A 22,818-nucleotide genomic window follows, 5' to 3' on the forward strand; every position below is an offset into this window, starting at 1 on the left:
TTGTACTAAAACCTTACTAACTAAGCGGTAGTATAAATTGTGTTAGCCCAGATTGCAACGAAAATCCTTTTTATTTTTTCTTTAAAAATGAAAAGATTGTAGTGGAAAGCTGGAAATAGCTCCTGAGATTACTTCGCACACTCGTAATGACAATTATGCGATTGTTTTTCAGTAGCTTAAGAATGTAAACATTTCATAATTTTTGAAATAAATTATTAAATCCAAATCCTATGTTGTAAATTTGCAAAAATTATTTAATAAACACAAATTTTTACATAGATGAGTACACAAACTTTGCCTTATGTAGCTTTTAAAGTGAAAGATATTTCGCTTGCAGCTTGGGGAAGAAAAGAAATTGAATTGGCCGAAGCTGAAATGCCAGGATTAATGGCTCTTAGAGCAGAATATAAAGACGAACAACCCTTGAAAGGTGCTCGTATCGCTGGTTGTTTACACATGACCATTCAGACTGCGGTTTTAATTGAAACTTTAATTGCTCTTGGTGCAGAGGTTACTTGGTCTTCTTGTAACATTTTCTCTACACAAGATCAAGCTGCTGCTGCTATTGCTGCTGCTGGTATCCAAGTTTATGCTTGGAAAGGTCTTGATGAGGAATCGTTTGACTGGTGTATTGAGCAAACATTATTCTTTGGTGAAGATAGAAAACCATTGAACATGATTCTTGACGATGGTGGTGATTTAACTAATATGGTTATTGACCGTTATCCTCATTTGGTTGAAGGTATCAAAGGTTTATCTGAAGAAACTACAACTGGTGTTCACCGTTTGTATGAAAGAGTAAAAGCTGGAACTTTACCAATGCCTGCAATTAACGTTAATGATTCGGTTACTAAATCGAAATTTGACAATAAATATGGTTGTAAAGAATCTGCGGTTGATGCTGTAAGAAGAGCAACTGACTTAATGTTGGCTGGAAAAAGAGTAATCGTTTGTGGATATGGTGATGTTGGAAAAGGAACTGCTGCTTCTTTTAGAGGTGCAGGTTCTATTGTAACTGTTACTGAAATTGACCCAATTTGTGCGCTTCAAGCTGCAATGGACGGATTTGAAGTTAAAAAATTAAACTCTGTTATTGCAACTGCTGATATTATTATTACTACAACTGGAAATAAAGATATCGTTCTTGGTTCGCACTTTGAGCAAATGAAAGATAAAACGGTTGTTTGTAACATCGGTCACTTTGATAACGAAATTGACATGGCTTGGTTAAACTCTAATCATGGTGCGTCTAAAATTGAAATCAAACCACAAGTTGATAAATATACAATCGCTGAAAAAGACATCATCATTCTTGCTGAAGGTCGTTTAGTAAACTTAGGTTGTGCAACGGGTCATCCAAGTTTTGTAATGAGTAACTCATTTACAAATCAAACTTTGGCTCAAATTGAGTTATGGAAAAACAGTGCAGCTTATAACAACGACGTTTATATGTTACCAAAACATTTAGATGAAAAAGTAGCGATGTTACACCTTGCAAAATTAGGAGTTGAGCTAGAAACGTTACGTCAAGATCAAGCAGAATATATTGGTGTTGAAGTTCAAGGTCCATTTAAACCTGAGTATTACAGATACTAATTTAGTGATTAGTCATTAGTGATTAGTGATTAGCAAAAATATAAAACCCCGATTTCAATTGAAGTCGGGGTTTTTGTTTGGTGTACCATTTTGTGAAGGTGTTTATTGTGTAATAGTATTATTGAATTGTGTAACTTATTTTACTGAGATTTCGTGAACTTTACAATAGTAATTAGCTCTAGAAATTGGTACCCTTAAATGTGGATTTTTCTCTGAGATAATACTTTTAAACAAACTATAAAAAATCAAAAAGATGTCAGGAAAAAACAAAAAACAGTTTGGTGTATGGATGGATACGCATAACGCTACAATTATTGGAAGAGAAGATGTTGATACAGGAGAATTTGTGGTACTAGATCACGTAACAAATAGTGGTGCTGATAGAAACACGAGTGAAAATGCAGAGAACAATCAAGAGATTGCTTTAACGCAGAAGTTTTTTAAAGAGATTGCAAGTGTGATGCCTAATGTAGATCAAATTCACATTACTGGAACAGGACAAATACAAGAGCAATTCATTAAGTTCTTGGCCGATACTGCGCAGTACAAAAACGTTGAATCGTCTGAAAGTACTTCTAACAAAATGAGTGATGAGAATATGGTTGCTTATATTGAAAAGTATTTTAATTAGGGAGAAGCACGGAAGTGTGAAGATGGAAGTGTGAAGATGGAAGATGGAAGTGTGAAAACTTCAGTTGTATTACAAAACCCCGATTTCTTAGGAAATTGGGGTTTTTTATTTGTCGTAAATGCACAAAAACCGTGGTTGACCACGTCTTGAACTCCGTTTACCACGTCATATGACGTGGTAAACGACGTACGGAACGTGGTAGACCACGTACACCAACGTGGTAAACGTAGTTAGGAACGTGGTCAACCACGTATACCAACGTGGTAAACGTAGTTAGGAACGTGGTCAACCACGTATACTAACGTGGTAAACGTAGTTAGGAACGTGGTCAACCACGTATACTAACGTGGTAAACGTAGTTAGGAACGTGGTCAACCACGTATACTAACGTGGTCAACCACGTATACTAACGTGGTAAACCACCATTTTGAAGATTTATTTGGTTAGCAATTCTTGAAATTGAATCAGTCGAAAGTTAATTTTTTTATTTTGTGTTTTAAAAGTGTAACAATTGTTAAAAATAAGTGTCTATTATTTCAATCAATCATCACAATCATCAATCATGAAATCATCAATCACATTAATTACATTATTTTTCTCGTCCTTATTTATTCCGATTCTTGCTCAAGAGAATTCTACTGTTGAAAAACGAGTTTACACTACACAATTTTTAAATGAAACCGAAGCGCCAACAATTGATGGACTTTTAAACGATTCTTCTTGGGATATTGTAGATTGGACATCCGACTATATTGAGAATGAACCCGACGAAAATACACCACCAACAGAACAAACAAAATTTAAAATTGTTTATGACAAAAGCTTCTTGTATTTTGCCTTTAAATGTTATGATAAAGACCCAAAAGGAATTGTAAAACGACTGTCTAGACGTGACGGATTTGAAGGCGATTGGGTTGAAGTCAACATTGATAGTTACAACGATAAGCGAACAGGTTTCTCCTTTACAATATCGGCATCGGGAGTAAAAGGTGACGAATTTATATCCGACAACGGAAACAATTGGGATGGAAGCTGGAACCCTATTTGGTATGTAAAAACCAATGTCGATGAAGAAGGTTGGACTGCCGAAGTGAAGATTCCGTTTAGCCAATTAAAATTTGGTGCGAGTAAAGAACAAGTTTGGGGTTTGCAATCTACCAGAAGGTATTTTCGTGCCGAAGAACGCTCGGTTTGGCAACGTGTAAAACGTGATGCGCCAGGTTGGGTTAGTGAATTTGGTGAACTTCGTGGTTTGGTAGATATTCAGCCACAAAAGCAACTAGAAATTCAACCGTTTGTTGTTACGCAACTCGATACGTATCCAAAAGAAGAAGGAAATCCGTTTAGAGACGGAAGTAATTCTAAAATCACCGGAGGTTTGGATGCGAAAATTGGTATCACCAACGACTTGACTTTAGATTTAACCATCAATCCCGATTTTGGTCAGGTTGATGCCGATCCAGGAGCGATTGCACTTGATGGTTTTCAGATATTTTTTCAAGAACGACGACCGTTTTTTGTAGAAAATAAAAACATTTTTAACTATCAATTTGCCGATGGTCAAGATAATTTATTTTACTCTAGACGAATTGGTAGAAGTCCGCAAGGTTATCCGAACACTTCTGGTGGCGAATATGTTGATATACCAACCAACAGCACGATTCTTGGTGCAGCAAAGTTTAGCGGAAAAACTAAAAACGGTTGGTCAATTGGTGTTTTAGAAAGTGTCACCGATAAAGAGTTTGCCAAAATTGATGACGGAACGAGTAGAAGAGAAGCACTTGTTGAACCATTAACCAATTATATTGTTGGTAGAGCGCAAAAAGATTTCAATAACAGAAACAGTTATTTTGGTGGGATTTTCACTGCAACCAATAGAAATTTACAAGCCGATCAATTGAATTATTTAAGAAAGTCGGCTTACACGGCAGGTTTCGATTTTATGCACAATTGGAAAAATAGAAAATATTATATTCTTGGAAATGTGGTTGCCAGTCAAGTTAACGGAAGCAAAGAAGCAATTGCTATTACGCAACGAGAATTAACACATTTATTTCAACGTGTTGATGCTGGTCATGTTGAAGTGGATGAAAACCGAACTTCGCTAACTGGAACCGGAGGAAAATTAGAAATAGGAAAAAACAGTGTAGGAAACTGGCGTTATTACGGATTTTTCTCTTGGCGTTCTCCAGAATTGGAACTGAACGATATTGGGTTTTTGCGTCAAGCAGATGATATTAAACAGATAGGGATTCTAACTTATCAAACGCTGAAACCTGTTGGTTATTTTAGACGAATCAATGCTCGTTTTGAGCAATTTACCACTTACGATTTTGACGGAAATCACAACCGAACTCAAAATTCATTAAGTTCAAATGTCAATCTTAAAAACAATTGGTATTTGAATTATCAACTTATTCATAAACCGAAGATTTTCACCAATACGGTTTTGCAAGGCGGACCACGATTTAGATATTCTGAAGAAGTAATTAATAGCTTGAATGTTTCTACCGATTCTAGAAAGAAAATTAGATTTGACGCTGGGATTGTAGTTTCTCAAGGAAAAGACAATTCGTTTTCTTACACCGAATTTTCTTCTGGTTTCGCTTATCAGCCAATCAATGCATTTACCATTTCGATGTATCCAATGTATACTATCAATAAAAGTAAAACGCAATATGTTACGCAAACCGATTTTGGAGCAACACCAAGATATATTATGGCCGATATCGATCAACGAACTTTAAGCGCTGCGATTCGAATGGATTATTGTATCAATCCCAATTTGACAATTCAGTATTATGGTGAACCATTTATTTCTCGTGGAAAATATAGAGATTTCAATAGAGTAACCAATCCTGTTGCTAAATATTACGGTGATAGAATTGAGGTTTTTAATTCTAATCAAATTGCATTTGATGAAACAAACGATCGATATGATGTAGATGAAGATGCGAATGGATCAACCGATTATAGCGTAAGAAATCCTGATTTTGCTTATGTACAATTTCGATCTAATTTGGTTCTGCGTTGGGAGTATATTCCGGGTTCTGAAGTTTTCTTAGTTTGGTCGCAAGGAACAACTGGTTTAGGAAATCCGAAGGATGATTTATTCACAAGTCTAGATTCTCAAATATTAGGAAGAAAACCAGAAAATATCTTTTTGATAAAAGCTACTTATCGATTTTTATTGTAGGTTTTATTTAGAATTAGATTCGATTTTCTTATCATCATCCCAAGTAATGTATCCGATAATGGCGTTGAAAAAGTAGAAAATATATTTAGCACAATTTGCAATATTCATTTGTAGCAAATTTTGAATCAGCTTTGTTAAATTATAAATCTGCCACATAAACCAGTTGTCTGGATACATTCTTGCGGTGTTGAATGTTCCGCCAAAGGTTAATCCTGCAGGAATTGCAATTGCAAAAAATAATTTCCAGTCAATAGGTTTGTCAGAAAGATATTTGAAAGCGATGTAATTTAGAACTAGCGAAAAGACAAATCCAAGAATTAAATTTCGATAAAAAATAAAATCTATCGAACGTAAAATAGTACTTTTCTTCCACGCTCTAAAAACTAGATAATTTCCAATAAAAGTTACAGGATAAGTTAAAATGGCACCAATATTTCCAAGTAAATAATCGATTGTGCCACTTAAGAAGGTGTTGCAAGTAGCTAGAAAGTTTCCTATGTTATTTCTTTTAGTAACCAATCGATTTCCAATCATCGACAATCCAGTGTTGACAATGGAAACGTAACCCAAAAAGAAAACATAGTTTTTTCCTTGAAAAGAAAATTTATATTCGGTGTTGTGATATCCTAAAACAATCGAAGCGCTAATTACAATTGCCAAACCAATAAAATCAAGATAAGTACTATTGGTTATAGACTTAATAACTTGAATTGATTTTTTGGAAAGAGAGAGTTTGGACATTTTTTATTTTAAGAAACAAAAGTATAAATTATTATTACTAAAATGAATAATAATATTATTGGTCTATACTTTCTTTGAATACTTGCTTTTTTTAAAAAACCATCTTTTTCATATTCCCAAGAAAAAAGGAACATAAAAATCTCACTCCAATTAATAAATAAGTTTGTAGGGTCCAGACTAAAAAAATTAAAGCTTTCATTGGCAATTTTAGAAGTTTCAATTCGATCTCTTTTATTTTCTAAATATTTTGCTTGTTCAATTTTTTTAGAATCAACTTTTCTGTTGTAAAGTTCATTTTCTGCAAGTTTAAATGCAATAGGATTCCATTTTTTTGGTGCGCCAACAATTTTTAATAAATCTTCGGTGCTTCTTGATTTTATTGGCGGTTTGAAATCGTCAGTCATTTCTTCTTAAATTTCAAATAAATAGAATAGATACAATTTGATAAAAATAAAAGTATGCTAGATATAAATAATATGAAAATTAAACTATAAAATTTGAAGCAAATCAAAAGTAACACTATGCTTAAAATTGAAAAAATTAAATTTGTTTTTATTTTTAAGAGATATAAAGTTAGATAAGTTGAAAAGTAAATTATCGAAAGCGGAATTATATAGCTTGTTATATCCCAGGCCCAACCAACAGTTTTGTTAATTCCAGTTATTCCTGTTACATTCATGAAAACTATTCCAATTACAAAAATTGAAATTAGAAGGATAAAAGAGAATTTTATAAAAAAGATGAAATACTTCATATCATTAACTAATGCGATTCCTGCGGAATGACAACTTTGTGTGAATTACTTTTCTGAAATCTGAAATCTGAAATCTGATTAATGCGCTTCCAACCAATTTTTTCCAACACCAATTTCAACATCCAACGGAACATCCATTTTAAAGGCGTTTTCCATTTCGTGTTTAATCATTGGTTTGATTTTTTCTAATTCAGAGTTGTGAACGTCAAATACAAGTTCGTCGTGAACCTGCAATAACATTTTCGATTTCCAATTTTCAGAAGTCAATTTCTTGTGAATATTAATCATCGCAATTTTGATAATATCAGCTGCCGAACCTTGAATTGGTGCATTTACTGCATTTCGTTCAGCGCCACTTTTTACCATCATATTGGCAGAATTGATGTCTTTTAAATAACGTCTTCTTCCTAAAACTGTTTGTACATATCCATGTTCTCTAGCAAAATCAACTTGATTGCTCATGTACGATTTCAGTTTTGGATACGTTGCATAATACGCATCAATTAACTCGGCACTTTCTTTTCGGGAAAGCGATGTTTGATTCGAAAGTCCGAATGCAGAAACTCCGTAAATAATTCCGAAATTTACAGTTTTGGCATTGCTACGTTGTTCTTTTGTAACTTCTTCTAACGGAACATTGAACACTTTTGCAGCCGTACTTCTGTGAATATCTTCGTTGTTTTGAAACGCTTTTATCATATTTTCTTCACCAGATAAAGCTGCTATAATTCGAAGTTCTATCTGAGAATAATCGGCAGAAACTAAAGTGTAATTTTCATCACGAGCGATAAATGCTTTTCTTATCAATCGTCCACGTTCGGTACGAATTGGAATATTTTGTAAGTTAGGATTATTCGAACTCAAACGACCAGTTGCGGCAACGGTTTGCATATAATCGGTATGAACGCGACCAGTTTTTTTATCCACTTGATTTGGTAACGCATCAATATAAGTACTTTGCAATTTCACCATTTGACGCCAGTCGAGAATATCTTTCACAATCGGATTGTCATTCGCCAAATAGCTCAAAATCTCTTCGCCAGTTGCGTATTGACCAGTTTTGGTTTTCTTTTGTTTGGCACCGCCAATTTTCATTTTGTCAAATAAAACGTCGCCCAGTTGTTTCGGTGAAGCCAAATTGAATTTCTCGCCAGCAGTTTCGTATATTTTTTGTTCCAATTCTGAACTTTCTTTTGCCATTTCTACCGACATTTCTTTCAAGAATGGAACGTCAAGATTGATTCCTTCCAATTCCATTGCAGCCAAAACTGGAATTAGCGGAATTTCGATTTCGTTAAACAACTTTTTGGTTTCGGCTTTGTCTAAAATCGGACTGAAATTTTGCTTTAATTGATACGTAATATCGGCATCTTCGGCAGCGTATTCTTTGATTTCTTCCAAAGAAACATCGCGCATCGATTTTTGATTTTTACCTTTTTTACCAATTAAATCCTCAATTGATTTTGGTGAATATTTTAAATAAGTTTCACTCAAAACATCCATATTATGACGCATATCAGGATTTATTAAATAATGTGCAATCATGGTATCGAATAATTTTCCTTTGATTTGAACTCCGTAATGCGACAGAATTTTCAAATCGTATTTTATATTCTGACCAATTTTTTCGATGCTTTCATTTTCAAAAAACGGTTTGAATTTATCAACTAAAACTTGTGCTTCTTCTTGATTTTCTGGAAACGGAACATAGAAAGCCTCGCCTTTTTGCCATGAAAATGACATTCCAACCAATTCGGCATTCAAGGCATCAATTCCTGTAGTTTCGGTGTCAAAACATACAGAAGTTTGATTTTGTAAATTTTGCAAAAATAATTTTGTACCCAAGTCACCTTGAATAATCGTATAGTTATGATTGGTGTTTTCCAAAGTTGCGTAGAACGAATTTGGTTTTACATCATCATTTTCTTCATCAGAAAAACCAAATAAATCAAATTGATCTTCGTTGGATTTTTTTGCTGGAGCTTTTTTTGCTGGTTGAGGTGTATCGCTTGAAGTTCCATTACCATTGGTGTCAATCTCATCGTATTCTTTGCCAGTTCCAAAATATTTGTCAAACTGCGCTTTCATTTGACGGAATTCCAATTCTTGAAACAATTCGTCAGTTTTTTCAACATCAGGTTTAGAAAGTTCAAAATCTTCGGCATTGAAAGTTACTGGACAATCGAGTAGGATAGTGGCTAGTTTTTTAGACAACAATCCCAATTCGGCGTTAGCTTCAATTTTATCTTTTATGGCACCTTTTAGTTGATGTGTATTTGCCAAAAGATTTTCCATCGAACCGTATTCTGCCAAGAATTTCTTCGCAGTTTTTTCGCCAACGCCAGGCAATCCCGGAATATTATCGGCTGCATCGCCCATCATTCCTAGGAAATCGATTACTTGTAACGGATTGGTAATTTCAAATTTTTCTAAAACTTCTGGAATTCCCCAAATTTCGATGTCGTTACCCATTCGAGCTGGTTTGTACATGAAAATGTTTTCGGAAACCAATTGTGCAAAATCTTTATCTGGCGTAACCATGAATACTTTGAAATCTTCTTTTTCGGCTTGTTTTGCTAATGTTCCAATTAGATCATCTGCCTCAAATCCTGCCACTTCAATTATTGGAATGTGCATTGCTTTCAGCAATTCTTGTATATAAGGGACAGCAATTTTTATAGCTTCTGGCGTTTCGTCACGATGCGCTTTATATTCTTGGTACATTTCGTAACGATACGTGCTTCCGCCTTTGTCAAAAGCCACTGCTAAATGATCGGGTTTTTCACGTTTGATAACATCCATCAAGGCATTCATAAATCCCATAATGGCTGAAGTATCCATTCCTTTCGAATTGATTCTTGGGTTTTTTATAAAGGCAAAATAACCGCGAAATATTAATGCGTAGGCGTCTAGAAGGTAAAGGCGTTTTTGAGTTGACATAAAGTAGTTTTTATAAAGTGTAAAAATAGAGAAAGTTTCAAAAAATACTATTTGTTTTTCTGTAGAATTTAAACCAATGTTAAATAATATTTAACAACTGCCGTTTGCTTTCAGTTTCTTCGTTAATTTGTTAAAAATTTTCAAAAAATGGCTTTTCGCTGGATTATCTTACTAATACTAATTTCAATCATTGAGATTTATGCTTTTCAAGCTGTAAAAACATTTACTAAAGTTAGATGGGTTCAGCTTTTGTACATTGTAATTTCATTTGCTGCAGTAGTATTTATTTTCTATGGTTTTTCAAAATTTGACAGAGGCGTAGGTCAAACGCAAATGTTCATGATGACCATTGGAGTTTTGTTATTGGTCTTGGTTCCTAAAATGCTTATTACTTTACTTATGCTTCTTGAAGATATACTTAGATTGATAGTTGGAACTAAGAATTATTATGCAAAGTATGATACTGATAGTTTTTTGCCAGAGAGAAGACGTTTTGTGAGTCAGGTTGCTTTAGGAATTGCTGCTGTTCCTTTTCTTTCAATGATATACGGTATGACCGTTGGAAAATACAATTTTAAAGTTTTAAGACAAACCTTATTTTTCCCAGATTTACCTGATGCATTCGATGGTTTTAAAATAACTCAAATATCAGACATTCACAGTGGTAGTTTCGACAATCCTGAAAAGATAAGTTATGCAGTAGATTTAATTAATGAACAAGAATCTGATTTGTTATTGTTTACTGGTGACATTGTAAATACCCATGCTACCGAAATGCATCCTTGGATTGAAACTTTTAAAAACATTAAAAATCACGAGTTTGGTAAATTTTCTGTTTTAGGAAATCATGATTATGGTGAATATGTAGATTGGAAATCGGAAGTAGCAAAGAATAAAAATTTTGAAGACATAAAAGATTTACATCGACAAATAGATTTCAAATTGATGTTGAATGAGAACACCAAGATTAAAAAAGGAAACGACGAGATTGCTATCGTTGGTGTAGAAAATTGGGGTGTTAAATTCAAGAAAGTTGGCGATTTAAATAAAGCTGCGGCAGATTTGAATAAAGAAGATTTCAAAATCTTAATGAGTCATGATCCAAGTCATTGGGATGCTGAAGTGAAAGATCATCCAAAAAATTTCCATTTAACACTTTCTGGACATACACATGGATTTCAATTTGGAATTGAAATTCCAGGAATTATCAAATGGAGTCCAGTAGAATATGTCTACAAACAATGGGCTGGACTATATGAAAACCTTGGTAAATACATCTACGTAAATAGAGGTTTCGGATTTCATGCATTCCCTGGAAGAGTTGGAATTATGCCAGAAATTACCGTTATTGAACTTAAAAAAGGTCCTGTTACAGCCTAATTTTTTGTTTTTGTGAATCTCATAATTTTTTTCATAAGAAAAATAGTATAATACTTTTATATAGTTTTATTCTTGTTAATACTTCAATATTTTACATTTTATCGAGTTTTTATGCTTTTTAACTACATAAAAATATTTGATGTGTAGAAATAAAATTAAGTTTGTTTAAATAGTTGCCCAAACCCCACAAGCAAATTTATTATTATGAAAAAAATTACTTTTGGGTTGTCTTTTTGGACAACTTTACTGCTTTTGTGTGTCTTTAATTCTCAGGCACAAGTTGGAATTGGAACTGTCACTCCAGATACAAGTTCGATGATGGATGTAAGTTCTACTACTAAAGGATTTTTAACGCCAAGAATGACCACTACAGAGCGAAATGCAATTGCATCTCCAGCAGATGGTTTAATTGTTTATGATGTAACTTTAAAATCATTTTATCACTACAACACTGCAACCAGTACTTGGGTAAGAATTAATAGCGAAGTTAATGGAAGATTAAAATTTAAAAGAATAAAATCGACAGATGTATTAGCGACCGTTTTGGCAGCAGAAAAAACAGCTGGAAGTAATACTAAATATCTTTTAGATGCTAATACTTATTATGAAATTAATGGAACGATACTTGTAGATTTGCCAATTGATTTAAATAATGCTTATTTGGTTGGATTGGATGCTAATGAGGATGTTTTATCTAGATCGGGAAATTTATTTGTGGGTGCCACTGGAGGAACTATAAAAAACATTACTATTTCTGTTCCAAGCGGAAATGTTTTTACATTAAGCGGAGCAAATACAGAAAACTTTCTTGTTAGAGATTGCATTATTGCTAATTGTAGCAATGTTGGATCAATTAGTGGTTTTGGATTAGTGTTTTTTGCCATTGTTCAGTATTCTGGAAATACAACTGGAATTACTTACAATAACATTACTAGATTATTGCTAAGTAATACTGCGTGGTTTGGAAATAACGCAGGAACATTTGAAAAATATACTGGTACTTTTTCCTTGATTCAAAAGCAAGGTGGTTTCTGTGAAGTTAATGGAACGGCAATTGGTGTAGATGTTTCTACGGCTGGTCTTTCAATTACTGGTGACGCTGTTATGGAAACTGTTGTATTTACAGGAACTTTAAGTACAGGTAAGTATGTAAAAGGATATTCTCCAGCAACTTATTCGGGATATAACTTTAACAATAGTTGGACCGTTCGCTGTGCCGGAATTCCAGTAGAAGCAGATGCGACGTCAACGGGAAATTTATATAAATCTTCTTTAACAGGTGTTAGTACTATAGCAACAGTTTTGGGTACAAACTATAAAGTACAAACTACTTCAACTTCAACTACGAATTTGTTTAGATTTGAATCAACAACAACTGGTAGGCTAACGTATAAAGGTAAGAAAACCAGAGCATTTCAAGCAAACGCTTCTTTATCATTTCAGGAAAACGTTGGTTCAACAAATACTGATTATGTATTTTTCTTTGCGAAAATTTCCGCTAATGGTTCAGTAACGACACCATTGCCAGAAACAGAAACTTATATAGATACGAATAGTGGATTTGTTCAAGCTTTTCCAATTAGTGGAACTATTACTTTAGCAGAAGGAGAATCAGTAGAGCTGTTTTTAAGAAGAGTTGGATCTGGAAATAGAATAACTATCTCAACTCTTTCCTACAATCTATCTCTTAAATAAAAAAAGTAAATGATTAATTGAAACGCATTATTTGTAATTAAAGAATGCGTTTTTTTAATTTTATAATCATCGAACTATATTTATTTTACTACAATTTTCATTAAAAATGATAAAATTTGATGTAATTTGGTATAAAATACTACATTTGTATATTAATATTTCTTTTTCATACGTGAGAAGGATACAAATATTTTGGTTTTATGTCAAAATTTGGTGAACTTATAAACGCTCAAGTTCCTGTGTTAATTGACTTTTACACAGAGTGGAACGAATCATCTGTATCAATGCATCCTGTAATTAGAGATGTAGCGGCAGCACTTGGTGATAAGGCAAAAGTGATTAAAATTGATGTGGATAAAAATCAAGAATTAGCAGAAGCACTTCGAATAAAAGGTTTACCAACACTTATGATTTACAAAGAAGGTCAAATGGTGTGGAGACAATCGGGTGAATTAGATGCTAATACTATAATTGGTTTAGTTCAAGAACAGGTTTAATCTAATTTTTCAAAAACAAATCCTCTTTCATTTAAAAACTCTAGAGTTCTTGGTAATACATATTCCAAGTTCTGGAATGCTTTTTTACTGTCGTGAAAAACAATAATACTTCCCGATTTCACATTTTTCAATACGTTTTCTAAACATTGTTCTTTAGATATTGTTTGGTCAAAATCATACGAAATTACATCCCACATTATTATTTTGTATCCTAACTTTCTAAGTATTTTAGATTGCGATGGTTTTATTTTGCCATAAGGCGGACGGAATAGTTGGCAGTGTTCAGTACTAAGTTTGCAGTGTTCAGTTTCGTATAATTTGGTATTTTTAACATAATCATGTGTAGAAGTTTTCCAGCCATTTAAATGATTGTACGTGTGATTTCCTATTGAATGTCCATCGGTTATAACTTTTTTAAAAATTTCTGGATATTTTCTAACATTATCTCCTATACAAAAGAAGGTTGCTTTGGCATTATAATCTTTTAGTTGATTTAATGTCCAATTTGTGATTTCGGGAGTTGGACCATCGTCAAATGTTAAATATACTTTATTTTCATTGTTAGGGATATCCCAAACGTAATTTGAAAATAATTTCTTTATTAACCAATGTGTTTTTATCCAATTCATTTTTCAAAAATAAATAAAAAAAGTGCCAATAAATAAATCATTGACACTTAAATATAAATTGAAAATCAATTATTCCATTTCTCTTCCAATATTCGCAAAACGATTGTTGTAATTGTTGAATTCGGTTCTGCTTTTAGTGTAGAATTCTAAATCGTTGTTGTTTTTCATCACACCAAGAAGACTTCTATATCGTTCAATATCAGTTGCGATATCGGTTCCAATATAGGTTTGATCAATAGGTTTGATGTTGCTATAATACTTTAAATTTTCTTTGTATTTTGTCATTAATTTAGTTAGTAAATCACGTGCTTTTTGTTTTTCACCAACTTTGTAATATCCATCAGCAAAAGGTTCAACAGTCGAATAATAACCATAATAATCTAATGGAAATTTGCTAATTCCCATGTCAATTATTTTCTTGGCTTTATCTATTTTACCCTCTTTTATTAACTGATACATTAATCTAGATAGGTTAGTTCTTGATGATATACTATTTTTTCTAGTTTCTGGATCATGATAAATTGTGGTTTTTTCACCATTACCCCAAGTCCATTTGTTAACGATATTATACATTTTATCGGCATCAATTTGACCCATATCAGGATAATTCTCTTCGTTATATTTAGTTTTTATTGGAACCAATTTATAAACCATTCCGTCCAATTGAAGATAATCTTTCATCCATAAATAATCATCATCTGCAAAACTTCCTGGACTAAAATAGATAGGACGTTTCCAATTGTTATTATTTAAAATGTCTAACATTATGATACGGTTTTTATATATTGCATTTCCAGAAATATCAATATCAATGAAGGGAACAATAGAATCGTTGTATTTTGCATCAACTACTTTGTTTTTAATTACCGCATTTTTATCAACTGGAATTCTAACTTTATTCGTTGGGAAAAAATGAACTTTTTGACCACTTCCCATTTCTACTAATGTTCTTGGGTCTTCGCTTTTAGCAAATTCCATAAAGTCTTTAATATCCCATCTTGAATCTTTAGCTTGATCACTAAAAATGATGTAATCTCTTGTGCCATCAACATACTGATTGTGTTCAAATGAAATAGGCAATCCATCAGATGTATACGTTTTCATTTTCATCTGATCTACATACCAATCGGTCATCAATAAACTGGTACAGCAAATTTTAATATCGGGACGAACACCTTCAATTTCTTGTGCGTACCAAAGTGGGAATGTGTCATTGTCACCAATTGTATATAAAATAGCATTGGGTTCACAAGATTCTAAATATGCTTTAGCCATAGCAATTGCAGTATATTTATCAGATCTATCGTGGTCGTCCCAATTTTGGGCAGCCATAATAATTGGTGCCGCGAGTAATGTTGCAGCAATAGTAAGTGGAGCGGCAATTTTAGAGGCTATTTTTTCTCTAATAATTTCATAGATAGCATAAACTCCGAAGCCTATCCAAATAGCAAAAATATAGAATGAACCAACTAGTGCATAATCTCTTTCTCTTGGCTCAAAAGGTCTTTCATTAAGATAAATTTTTAATGCTAATCCAGTAAACAAAAACAGTGCTAATAAGACATAAAAGCTTTTTAAATCTCTTTGTGCATGATACATAAATCCGATTAATCCTAAAATGAACGGAATAAAGAAGTAAACGTTTCTACCTTTATTGTTTAATGTATCTGATGGCAAATCGGTTTGAGAACCTAAGTGAAGTTCATCTATAAACTTAATTCCGCTCAACCAATTTCCGTCTAAATTGTCATATCTTCCTTGGATATCATTTTGTCGTCCTACGAAATTCCAAAGTAAATAACGACCGTACATGTAACCAAATTGGTATTCAACCATATATCGAAGATTGTCCCAAGTTGATGGTTTTTCGATAATTAGATAATCGCCGTAAGCTTTTAAAAATGCCACATAACCATCATTGTCAATTTTTTTAGAAGCATAAGCATTTCTGAATTCTGATACAATTTTGGTAAGTTCAGGCTCTTCGGAATAATCAGGATTTATTCTAAATTCTGGTGGACTTGAAAAATTAATATAATTTGCTACGTGATCGGTACTCCACATTCTAGGTAAAATGGCTTTGTGCGCGTCATCAGTATTTTGTTCCGCATTTTTGAAATTATTTACAACAACATATTTACCCGTTTTGTAATCTCTTTCGTAGTTTGGTGCTTTGTCAAGATAAGGGTTATCTTCATCTAAACCTGCAAAAGTATCTGTATATTGTGGTCCGTAAAACAAAGGATTTGCACCATATTGCTCACGATTGTAGTAGGCTAAAACTTCGGCAGCATCAGAAGGTTTGTTCTCGTTAATTGGGGTATTTGCATTGGCACGAATTGGCAACATCATCCAAGTTGAAAATCCAATTAAGACAAATAATACACACAATAATATGGTGTTGTAAAATGGTTGTTCTTTTTTCTTGGTGTATCGCAATCCTAAATAGAAGAAACCAATAATCAACAACAAAGCAAAAATACTTCCAGAATCGAATGGTAAACCTAATGAGTTGACCATGAAAATTTCGGTTTTTCCGAAGAAAGCCAAGGTGTAAGGCAATAATAATTTGAAGATAAAAAGTAAAACTGCAATGATAACAATGTTTGCTACAATGAAGTTTTTAATAGTTACCTTTTTATAATTTTTAAAATAGTATAAAAATCCAATTGACGGAATAGCAAGCAATGCCATGAAGTGAACTCCAAAAGACAAACCAACTACCAATGAAATCAATACTAACCAACGATTTCCTCGTGGTGTATTCATATCTTCTTCCCATTTTAATCCTAACCAGAATAATAATGCAATTAGTAAAGTTGCCATTGCATAAACTTCGGCTTCAACGGCATTGTACCAAAAACTATCCGAAAAAGTGAAAGCTAATGAACCAACAAATGATGCTCCAAGAATAACAATGCTATTGTCTTTGTTCAATTCAGAATAAGATGCAATTATTTTTTTGAGCAACATTGTAGAAGACCAAAACATAAATAAAATGGTAAATGCACTAGAAAATACCGACATCATATTAACCATGTAAGCCACATTTTCATTGCTTGTAGCAAACATAGCAAAAAATGCTCCCATCATTTGGTATAGTGGCGCTCCAGGCGGATGTCCAACCATTAATTTAGCAGATGTTGCAATATATTCGCCACAATCCCAAAAACTCATAGTAGGTTCAACAGTTAGTGTAAAAGTTACTAAAGCCACAGCAAAAGCAAACCAACCTAATATTGTATTCCACTTATTAAAATTAAATGTTGTCATAAAAAAGGTATGAAATTAATTCAAATGCAAAGAAACTATTTTTTTATCGAAACCACATAAATTGACGTTGATAAAATTTTTACAAATCCTAGTTTCTGTAAAGTTTGATGTAAATTATTATTTTGTTATTCTGATATTTTAAATTCTAATCCAATGAAGCGCGTACTTTCAATGGTAATTCGGGCATCATCCTGAAAATATTTTCTAATTTTAGTTATAAATACATCCATACTTCTACCCGAAAAATAGTCGTCGGTTTTCCAAACTGCCTTTAAAATCGCTTCTCTTTTGACCAATTGATTTCTATTATTGTACAGAAAATGAATTAATGCTGCTTCTTTTTCGGTTAATTGTTGTGTTTTGTTTTCTAATTTTAAACACATTCTCTTTGTATCGAAAAGATATTTGCCAATCTTAATTTCTTGAATATTCATTTTTGAATTGCTTTCACTTCTCTTTAGAATATTGTTCAATCTTAAAATTAATTCTTCTACTTCAAATGGTTTTACGATATAATCATCCGCGCCAAGCTGAAGTCCTTTAATTTTATCTTCCATCATACTTTTAGCAGTCAAAAAGATAAAAGGCGTTTCCGGATTTATTTTAATCAGCTCTTCTGCCAATGTAAATCCGTCCATAACTGGCATCATAACATCCAAAATGCAAATATCAAAAGTGTTTTTCTGAAAAAGTTCTAATGCTTTTGCTCCATTTTCTGCCCAAGAAAGCTCAAAATTATGCAATTGCAAATACTGAATTAATACGGTAGACAAATCTAAATCGTCTTCGGCTAAAAGTAATTTCTTCATAAATTTAAGATGGAATTGATAAAATAAAACGCGTTCCTTTTCCTAAATCACTGATCAAATTAATACTTCCTTTATGAGCTTTAATAATTTGGTCTACATAATAAAGTCCTAATCCTAATCCTTTTGTAGTATGTAAATTACCTTGCTCAACTCTGTAAAATTTATCGAAAAGTAATGATTGTTTATTTTTTGCAATACCAATTCCGTCATCTTCAATGCTGACACTGAATTGATTGTTTACTAGATTTGTTGAAACAACAATAGTTGTGCATCCATATTTTACAGCATTTTCCAATACATTTATAATAGCAGTTGTAAGATGAAATTTATCTAAAGTCAATTGTGTTTCTGCTTTAAAATCAGTTTTAATTTCAATATTTGGATACGCTAATTTAAAATCATCAATTAGGGTTGTCAAAAATAAATTAGCTTTTATTTTTTCTTTTTGTAGTTCAATTTCTTCAAATCCGAGTGAATTGCTCATAACTTGATCGATTAAACTTTGTAACCGGTCGTTTTGGCGATTGATGGTGCTTAACAATTGATTGTAAATGATTTCGTTTTCTTTGACTTCTTTGCGTTCCAATATTTTTGTAGAAACCGATAATGTGGTAAGTGGTGTTTTTAATTCATGTGTAATGTTGTTGATGAAATCGGTTTTTACATCACTAATTTTTTTCTGCTTGATTAATGCTTTAAGAGTGATGATAAAAATCGTAATTAATGTGATTATGGATGCAAAAGCGAAGAATAACAATAAAGCCATTCGTTTTAAAATGATGATTTCCCAGTTTTTTACCGAAACATACAGCGCGTCTTCGGTAAGTAATTTGTAATTTGATTTTTCAGTATTTGAGCTTGTAGTTCCAACGTAATTTCTAATTAAAAAAGCATCGTCTAGGGAAGCTAGATTTCCGTACATTTTATTTTCAATAAATGGCTTTTCAGCAAATAACGTGTCGGCTTGTTTGGCGTTATTGTAAATTACAAATTTGTTTAGAACGATAGCAAAATCAATTGAATGATCTGGAAATTCTTTATCGAATTCTTTTTGTAATTTTTGAGTGAGTTGTTTTCTAAAATGATTTTCTAGTAATTGCTTCTTTATTTGTGAACGATAATTTCGATCTATCAAATAGTTTTCGGCTAATTCTTTATAAAGAAAATCTTTCTTGTGAAAAATAGTACTGTCAATATCGCTATAGTCATTGGTTATGTTACTGAGTCGTTCCTTAACTTCGGTTCTAAATTGGGCTACCTTATAATTGTATGTTGTAGTTACCAAATAATATTGCATAAAACAAAGCGCAATTAAAACAATAGCCGATAGAGAAATTAATATGTTTATTTTTTGCTTCATTAAATAGGTAATCAAAGTTCAAAAATAATAGGATTTCTATCAAAAATACCATTTTAATTCATCTTTAACCTACGATTAACTTTCGAATGCATTTTTTTGAAATTTAAAAATCAATTTTATAATTGCAAAAACACATTAAAAACTAATTAGTTACCTTGAGACAAACTAAAATTGTTTTATTTTTTCAATAAAAAAAGCATAAATGTTTGCTTAAAATAAAATTTGTTTTAAATTTGCACCCGCATTCAAGTACAAACGAAGTTCATTGAACTCCAATAAAGATAAATGCTTGGTGAGATAATTGGTCTATGGTGTAATGGTAACACAACTGTTTTTGGTGCAGTCTTTCAAGGTTCGAGTCCTTGTAGACCAACAAAATAATCCTAACTTTACGGTTGGGATTTTTTGTTTCAACAAGGCGAGAAGTTTATCCCGATACTTCGGGAAGTCCTTGTAGACCAACAAAATAATCCCAACTACTAAGTTGGGATTTTTTGTTTCAACAAGATAAATAAAAAAACCTCTCAAGCAATTGAGAGGTTTTTTTATTATATAAAACTCTAAAAATTTAGATTTTAAAAGTCACTACAGGACGCGTTGCATGATTTACTAAATCCTCACTGATGCTTCCGTTAAAGAAATGCGACAATCCTTTTCTTCCGTGTGTACTCATTCCAATTAAATCAGCATCAATACTGTTTGCAAAATTTAAAATTCCTTTTTCAACATTGGTTTCGTTGTAAACGTGCGTTGCTACTTTTTTAACTTCAAATCCTTTTAGGAAATTATTCATCGTTTGCTCAGCAACAGAAGTTGATTTGAAATTATTCGGAGTATTTACAGTAACTAGGTGAAGTGTAGCATCAAATTTGTTTGCAAATTCTACCACTTTAGCGAAAGGTTTTTTTACTTCATCAGCAAAGTCAGAAGCGAAAACAAAATCATCAACTTGGAAATCATTTTCTTCTTTTTTGATAATTAATACAGGAACTTCAGAGTTGCGAACTACTTTCTCAGCATTCGATCCAATAAACATTTCTTTGTATCCGCTGGCTCCGTGAGAACCCATTACAATTAAATCAACATTGTTAATTTGACTAATTTTAAGAATTCCGTCAAATGCCAATTCAAATTGAACTACTTCCGAAACTTTAATACCGTCAAGATAATCTTCGTCCATTAAATCTTCTAGTTTTCTTATTGCTGCATTTTTGAAAAACATTATTTCTGGAATATCAGAACCACTTCCAACAGCGTCACTTCCTTGATGAGGTAGTTCTAACATGTGTAATAAAATGATTTCTCCATCATTTTTTTTAGCGATTTGAGCTGCAACTTTTAAAGCATATTCTGCATGGTCTGAAAAGTCAGTAGGTATTAGAATTTTTTTCATGATTATAAATAAAGATAAATTTTGTTGTTTGTTCGTTATTAGAATATAAAGGTATAAAAAAAATATAAAAGCCAATGGTTTTTTAATATAAAAAAAATTCCTATATTTGCACCATTATTAAACAGAAATGGGATAATGAGGGAAGCACTGCTTCCCTCTTTTTATAAGAATATGACATTTAAAGAGCAAGTTTTAAAACTTTTAAATGATGGCTTAACTGATAAGCCTGAGGTTTTTTTGATAGATTTATCAATTTCAGATACTTACAAAATTATTGTAACTTTGGACGGTGATAATGGAGTAAATCTTCAAGATTGTATAGATATTAGTAGAGTCATTGAAAATAACTTAGACAGAGAAGAACATGATTTCTCTCTTGAAGTGGCTTCTGTAGGTGTTGGGTCTCCATTAAAATTGATTAGACAATACAAGAAAAACGTTGGTAGAACATTAATTGTGAAAACAGCTAATGAAACTATCGAAGCCGAATTAGTTGATGCTAATGATGAAAAAATAGTGTTGTCTTGGATGGCTAGAGAGCCAAAAAAGATAGGTAAAGGTAAAGAAACGGTTCAAAAGACTCAAGAAATACCTTATAGTGAAATAAAAGAAGCAGTTGTTACAGTAAATTTTAATTAAAACAGAATAATGGAAAATATTGCATTAATCGAATCATTCTCAGAGTTTAAAGACGATAAACTTATTGATCGAGTAACGCTTATGGCGATTTTAGAAGATGTGTTTAGAAATGCTTTAAAAAAGAAGTATGGTTCTGATGACAATTTTGATATTATCATAAATCCTGATAAAGGAGATATGGAGATTTGGCAAAGACGTATCGTTGTAGCTGATGATGATTTAGATTTAGAGCACTTAGAAATCACACTTTCTGATGCAAGAAAAATTGAACCCGATTTTGAAATTGGTGAAGAAGTTTCAGAAGAAGTAAAGTTGATAGATTTAGGAAGAAGAGCTATTTTAGCATTACGTCAAAACTTAATTTCTAAAATACATGAGCACGATAATACTAACTTGTACAAACAATTTAAAGATATTATTGGCGAAATTTATACAGCAGAAGTGCATCACGTTCGTCCAAGAGTTGTTATCTTGGTGGATGATGAAGGAAACGAAATTGTGTTGCCAAAAGAAAAACAAATTCCGTCTGACTTTTTCCGTAAAGGAGATAACGTAAAAGGAATTATTGAAAGCGTTGAATTAAAAGGAAATAAACCTCAAATTATTATGTCTAGAACTTCAGAAAAGTTTTTAGAAAAATTATTTGAACAAGAAATTCCAGAAGTTTTTGACGGTTTAATTATGATTAAAAAAGTAGTAAGAATTCCAGGTGAAAAAGCTAAAGTAGCTGTAGATTCTTATGATGATAGAATTGATCCTGTTGGAGCTTGTGTTGGTATGAAAGGTTCACGTATTCATGGAATTGTTCGTGAATTAGGAAACGAAAATATCGACGTAATTAATTACACAACCAATGCATCTTTATTAATAACAAGAGCATTAAGCCCAGCAAAAGTATCTTCTGTGAAAATCAATGAAGAAACAATGCATGCTGAAGTTTTCTTGAAATTGGAAGAAGTTTCTAAAGCAATTGGTCGTGGTGGTCAAAACATTAAATTAGCAGGACAACTTACAGGTTACGAATTAGACGTAATTAGAGAAGGAAGTACTGCAGAAGATGATGATGTTGAATTAACAGAATTCTCTGATGAAATCGATGGTTGGATTATTGACGAGTTTGCAAAAATTGGATTAGATACAGCAAGAAGTATTTTAAAACAAGACGTTGCCGATTTAGCAAGAAGAACCGATTTAGAAGAAGAAACTATACAAGAAGTAATGCGCATATTGAAAGAAGAGTTCGAGAACTAATTTTTCAACCTAAATTAAAAAAAAGAATTTATAA

16 protein-coding genes and 1 tRNA gene are annotated in these 22,818 nt (G+C 32.4%); 9 read left to right on the plus strand and 8 right to left on the minus strand.

All coding sequences use genetic code 11. The features are described from left to right. The first annotated feature begins 279 nt into the window (after nucleotides 1-279). The 3 genes from ahcY (at nucleotide 280) to LG45_RS05625 (ending at nucleotide 5,423) form a co-directional block, all read left to right on the plus strand. Nucleotides 280-1,596 carry an adenosylhomocysteinase gene (gene ahcY / locus LG45_RS05615; RefSeq protein WP_035125197.1) on the plus strand — a complete coding sequence of 439 codons (1,317 nt, stop codon included), beginning with the start codon at nucleotides 280-282 and terminating at the stop codon, nucleotides 1,594-1,596. A 253-nt stretch (nucleotides 1,597-1,849) separates the two neighbouring features. After that, complete coding sequence (locus LG45_RS05620) at nucleotides 1,850-2,227, plus strand: hypothetical protein (protein WP_035125199.1); 378 nt, start codon at nucleotides 1,850-1,852, stop codon at nucleotides 2,225-2,227. 562 nt (nucleotides 2,228-2,789) lie between these two features. Further along, nucleotides 2,790-5,423, plus strand: coding sequence for a DUF5916 domain-containing protein (locus tag LG45_RS05625; RefSeq protein WP_035125201.1), 2,634 nt, complete (start codon nucleotides 2,790-2,792; stop codon nucleotides 5,421-5,423). A gap of 3 nt (nucleotides 5,424-5,426) precedes the next feature. On the opposite strand, the gene LG45_RS05630 is transcribed toward LG45_RS05625, so the two are convergent. From LG45_RS05630 to polA, 3 genes are all read right to left on the minus strand, one after another. Next, nucleotides 5,427-6,164 carry a nicotinamide mononucleotide transporter family protein gene (locus LG45_RS05630; protein WP_035125213.1) on the minus strand — a complete coding sequence of 246 codons (738 nt, stop codon included), beginning with the start codon at nucleotides 6,162-6,164 and terminating at the stop codon, nucleotides 5,427-5,429. 8 nt (nucleotides 6,165-6,172) lie between these two features. Then, entirely contained in the window at nucleotides 6,173-6,568 is a 396-nt protein-coding gene (locus LG45_RS05635; RefSeq protein WP_035125215.1) for a hypothetical protein, read from the minus strand. A 428-nt stretch (nucleotides 6,569-6,996) separates the two neighbouring features. Further along, nucleotides 6,997-9,858 (minus strand): DNA polymerase I, encoded by a 2,862-nt coding sequence (gene polA, locus LG45_RS05645; protein ID WP_035125221.1) that lies wholly within the window; start codon nucleotides 9,856-9,858, stop codon nucleotides 6,997-6,999. A gap of 147 nt (nucleotides 9,859-10,005) precedes the next feature. On the opposite strand from polA, the gene LG45_RS05650 reads away from it, so the two are divergent. From LG45_RS05650 to LG45_RS05660, 3 genes are all read left to right on the plus strand, one after another. Further along, the gene (locus tag LG45_RS05650; RefSeq protein ID WP_035125224.1) at nucleotides 10,006-11,238 is read left to right on the plus strand and encodes a metallophosphoesterase; all 1,233 of its coding nucleotides are present in this window, start codon (nucleotides 10,006-10,008) and stop codon (nucleotides 11,236-11,238) included. Between the two features lie 204 nt (nucleotides 11,239-11,442). Then, nucleotides 11,443-12,933, plus strand: coding sequence for a hypothetical protein (locus LG45_RS05655; RefSeq protein WP_035125226.1), 1,491 nt, complete (start codon nucleotides 11,443-11,445; stop codon nucleotides 12,931-12,933). 200 nt (nucleotides 12,934-13,133) lie between these two features. Further along, nucleotides 13,134-13,430, plus strand: a complete 297-nt coding sequence (locus LG45_RS05660) for a thioredoxin family protein (protein ID WP_035125228.1) — start codon at nucleotides 13,134-13,136, stop codon at nucleotides 13,428-13,430. Here the strand turns inward: LG45_RS05660 and LG45_RS05665 are convergent. The 4 genes from LG45_RS05665 to LG45_RS05680 all read right to left on the minus strand — a co-directional run bounded on the left by LG45_RS05665 (nucleotide 13,427) and on the right by LG45_RS05680 (nucleotide 19,501). Then, a complete protein-coding gene (locus LG45_RS05665) occupies nucleotides 13,427-14,059 on the minus strand; it encodes a polysaccharide deacetylase family protein (RefSeq protein WP_035125231.1) in 633 nt (210 codons plus the stop codon). The genes LG45_RS05660 and LG45_RS05665 overlap by 4 nt on opposite strands. Nucleotides 14,060-14,128: 69 nt before the next feature. After that, on the minus strand, nucleotides 14,129-17,332 hold the full coding sequence (locus LG45_RS05670; RefSeq protein ID WP_035125234.1) for a glycosyltransferase family 117 protein: 3,204 nt from the start codon (nucleotides 17,330-17,332) through the stop codon (nucleotides 14,129-14,131). A gap of 125 nt (nucleotides 17,333-17,457) precedes the next feature. Further along, nucleotides 17,458-18,141, minus strand: a complete 684-nt coding sequence (locus tag LG45_RS05675) for a response regulator transcription factor (RefSeq protein ID WP_035125237.1) — start codon at nucleotides 18,139-18,141, stop codon at nucleotides 17,458-17,460. A gap of 4 nt (nucleotides 18,142-18,145) precedes the next feature. After that, entirely contained in the window at nucleotides 18,146-19,501 is a 1,356-nt protein-coding gene (locus LG45_RS05680; RefSeq protein WP_035125240.1) for a sensor histidine kinase, read from the minus strand. Nucleotides 19,502-19,803: 302 nt separating this feature from the next. Here LG45_RS05680 and LG45_RS05685 point away from each other — a divergent pair. Continuing rightward, nucleotides 19,804-19,874 (plus strand) — tRNA-Gln (locus tag LG45_RS05685). 195 nt (nucleotides 19,875-20,069) lie between these two features. Here LG45_RS05685 and LG45_RS05690 read toward each other — a convergent pair. Beyond that, nucleotides 20,070-20,894 (minus strand): universal stress protein, encoded by an 825-nt coding sequence (locus tag LG45_RS05690; RefSeq protein WP_035125244.1) that lies wholly within the window; start codon nucleotides 20,892-20,894, stop codon nucleotides 20,070-20,072. A gap of 171 nt (nucleotides 20,895-21,065) precedes the next feature. Here LG45_RS05690 and rimP point away from each other — a divergent pair, with 171 nt between their 5' ends. Both rimP and nusA read left to right on the plus strand, forming a co-directional pair. Beyond that, the gene (rimP, locus tag LG45_RS05695) at nucleotides 21,066-21,533 is read left to right on the plus strand and encodes a ribosome assembly cofactor RimP (protein ID WP_035125426.1); all 468 of its coding nucleotides are present in this window, start codon (nucleotides 21,066-21,068) and stop codon (nucleotides 21,531-21,533) included. A 9-nt stretch (nucleotides 21,534-21,542) separates the two neighbouring features. Then, nucleotides 21,543-22,784, plus strand: a complete 1,242-nt coding sequence (gene nusA, locus LG45_RS05700) for a transcription termination factor NusA (protein ID WP_035125246.1) — start codon at nucleotides 21,543-21,545, stop codon at nucleotides 22,782-22,784. The last annotated feature ends 34 nt before the right edge of the window (nucleotides 22,785-22,818 follow it).

The sequence above is a fragment of the Flavobacterium aquatile LMG 4008 = ATCC 11947 genome (genome assembly GCF_000757385.1).
Taxonomy (GTDB): Bacteria; Bacteroidota; Bacteroidia; order Flavobacteriales; family Flavobacteriaceae; genus Flavobacterium; species Flavobacterium aquatile.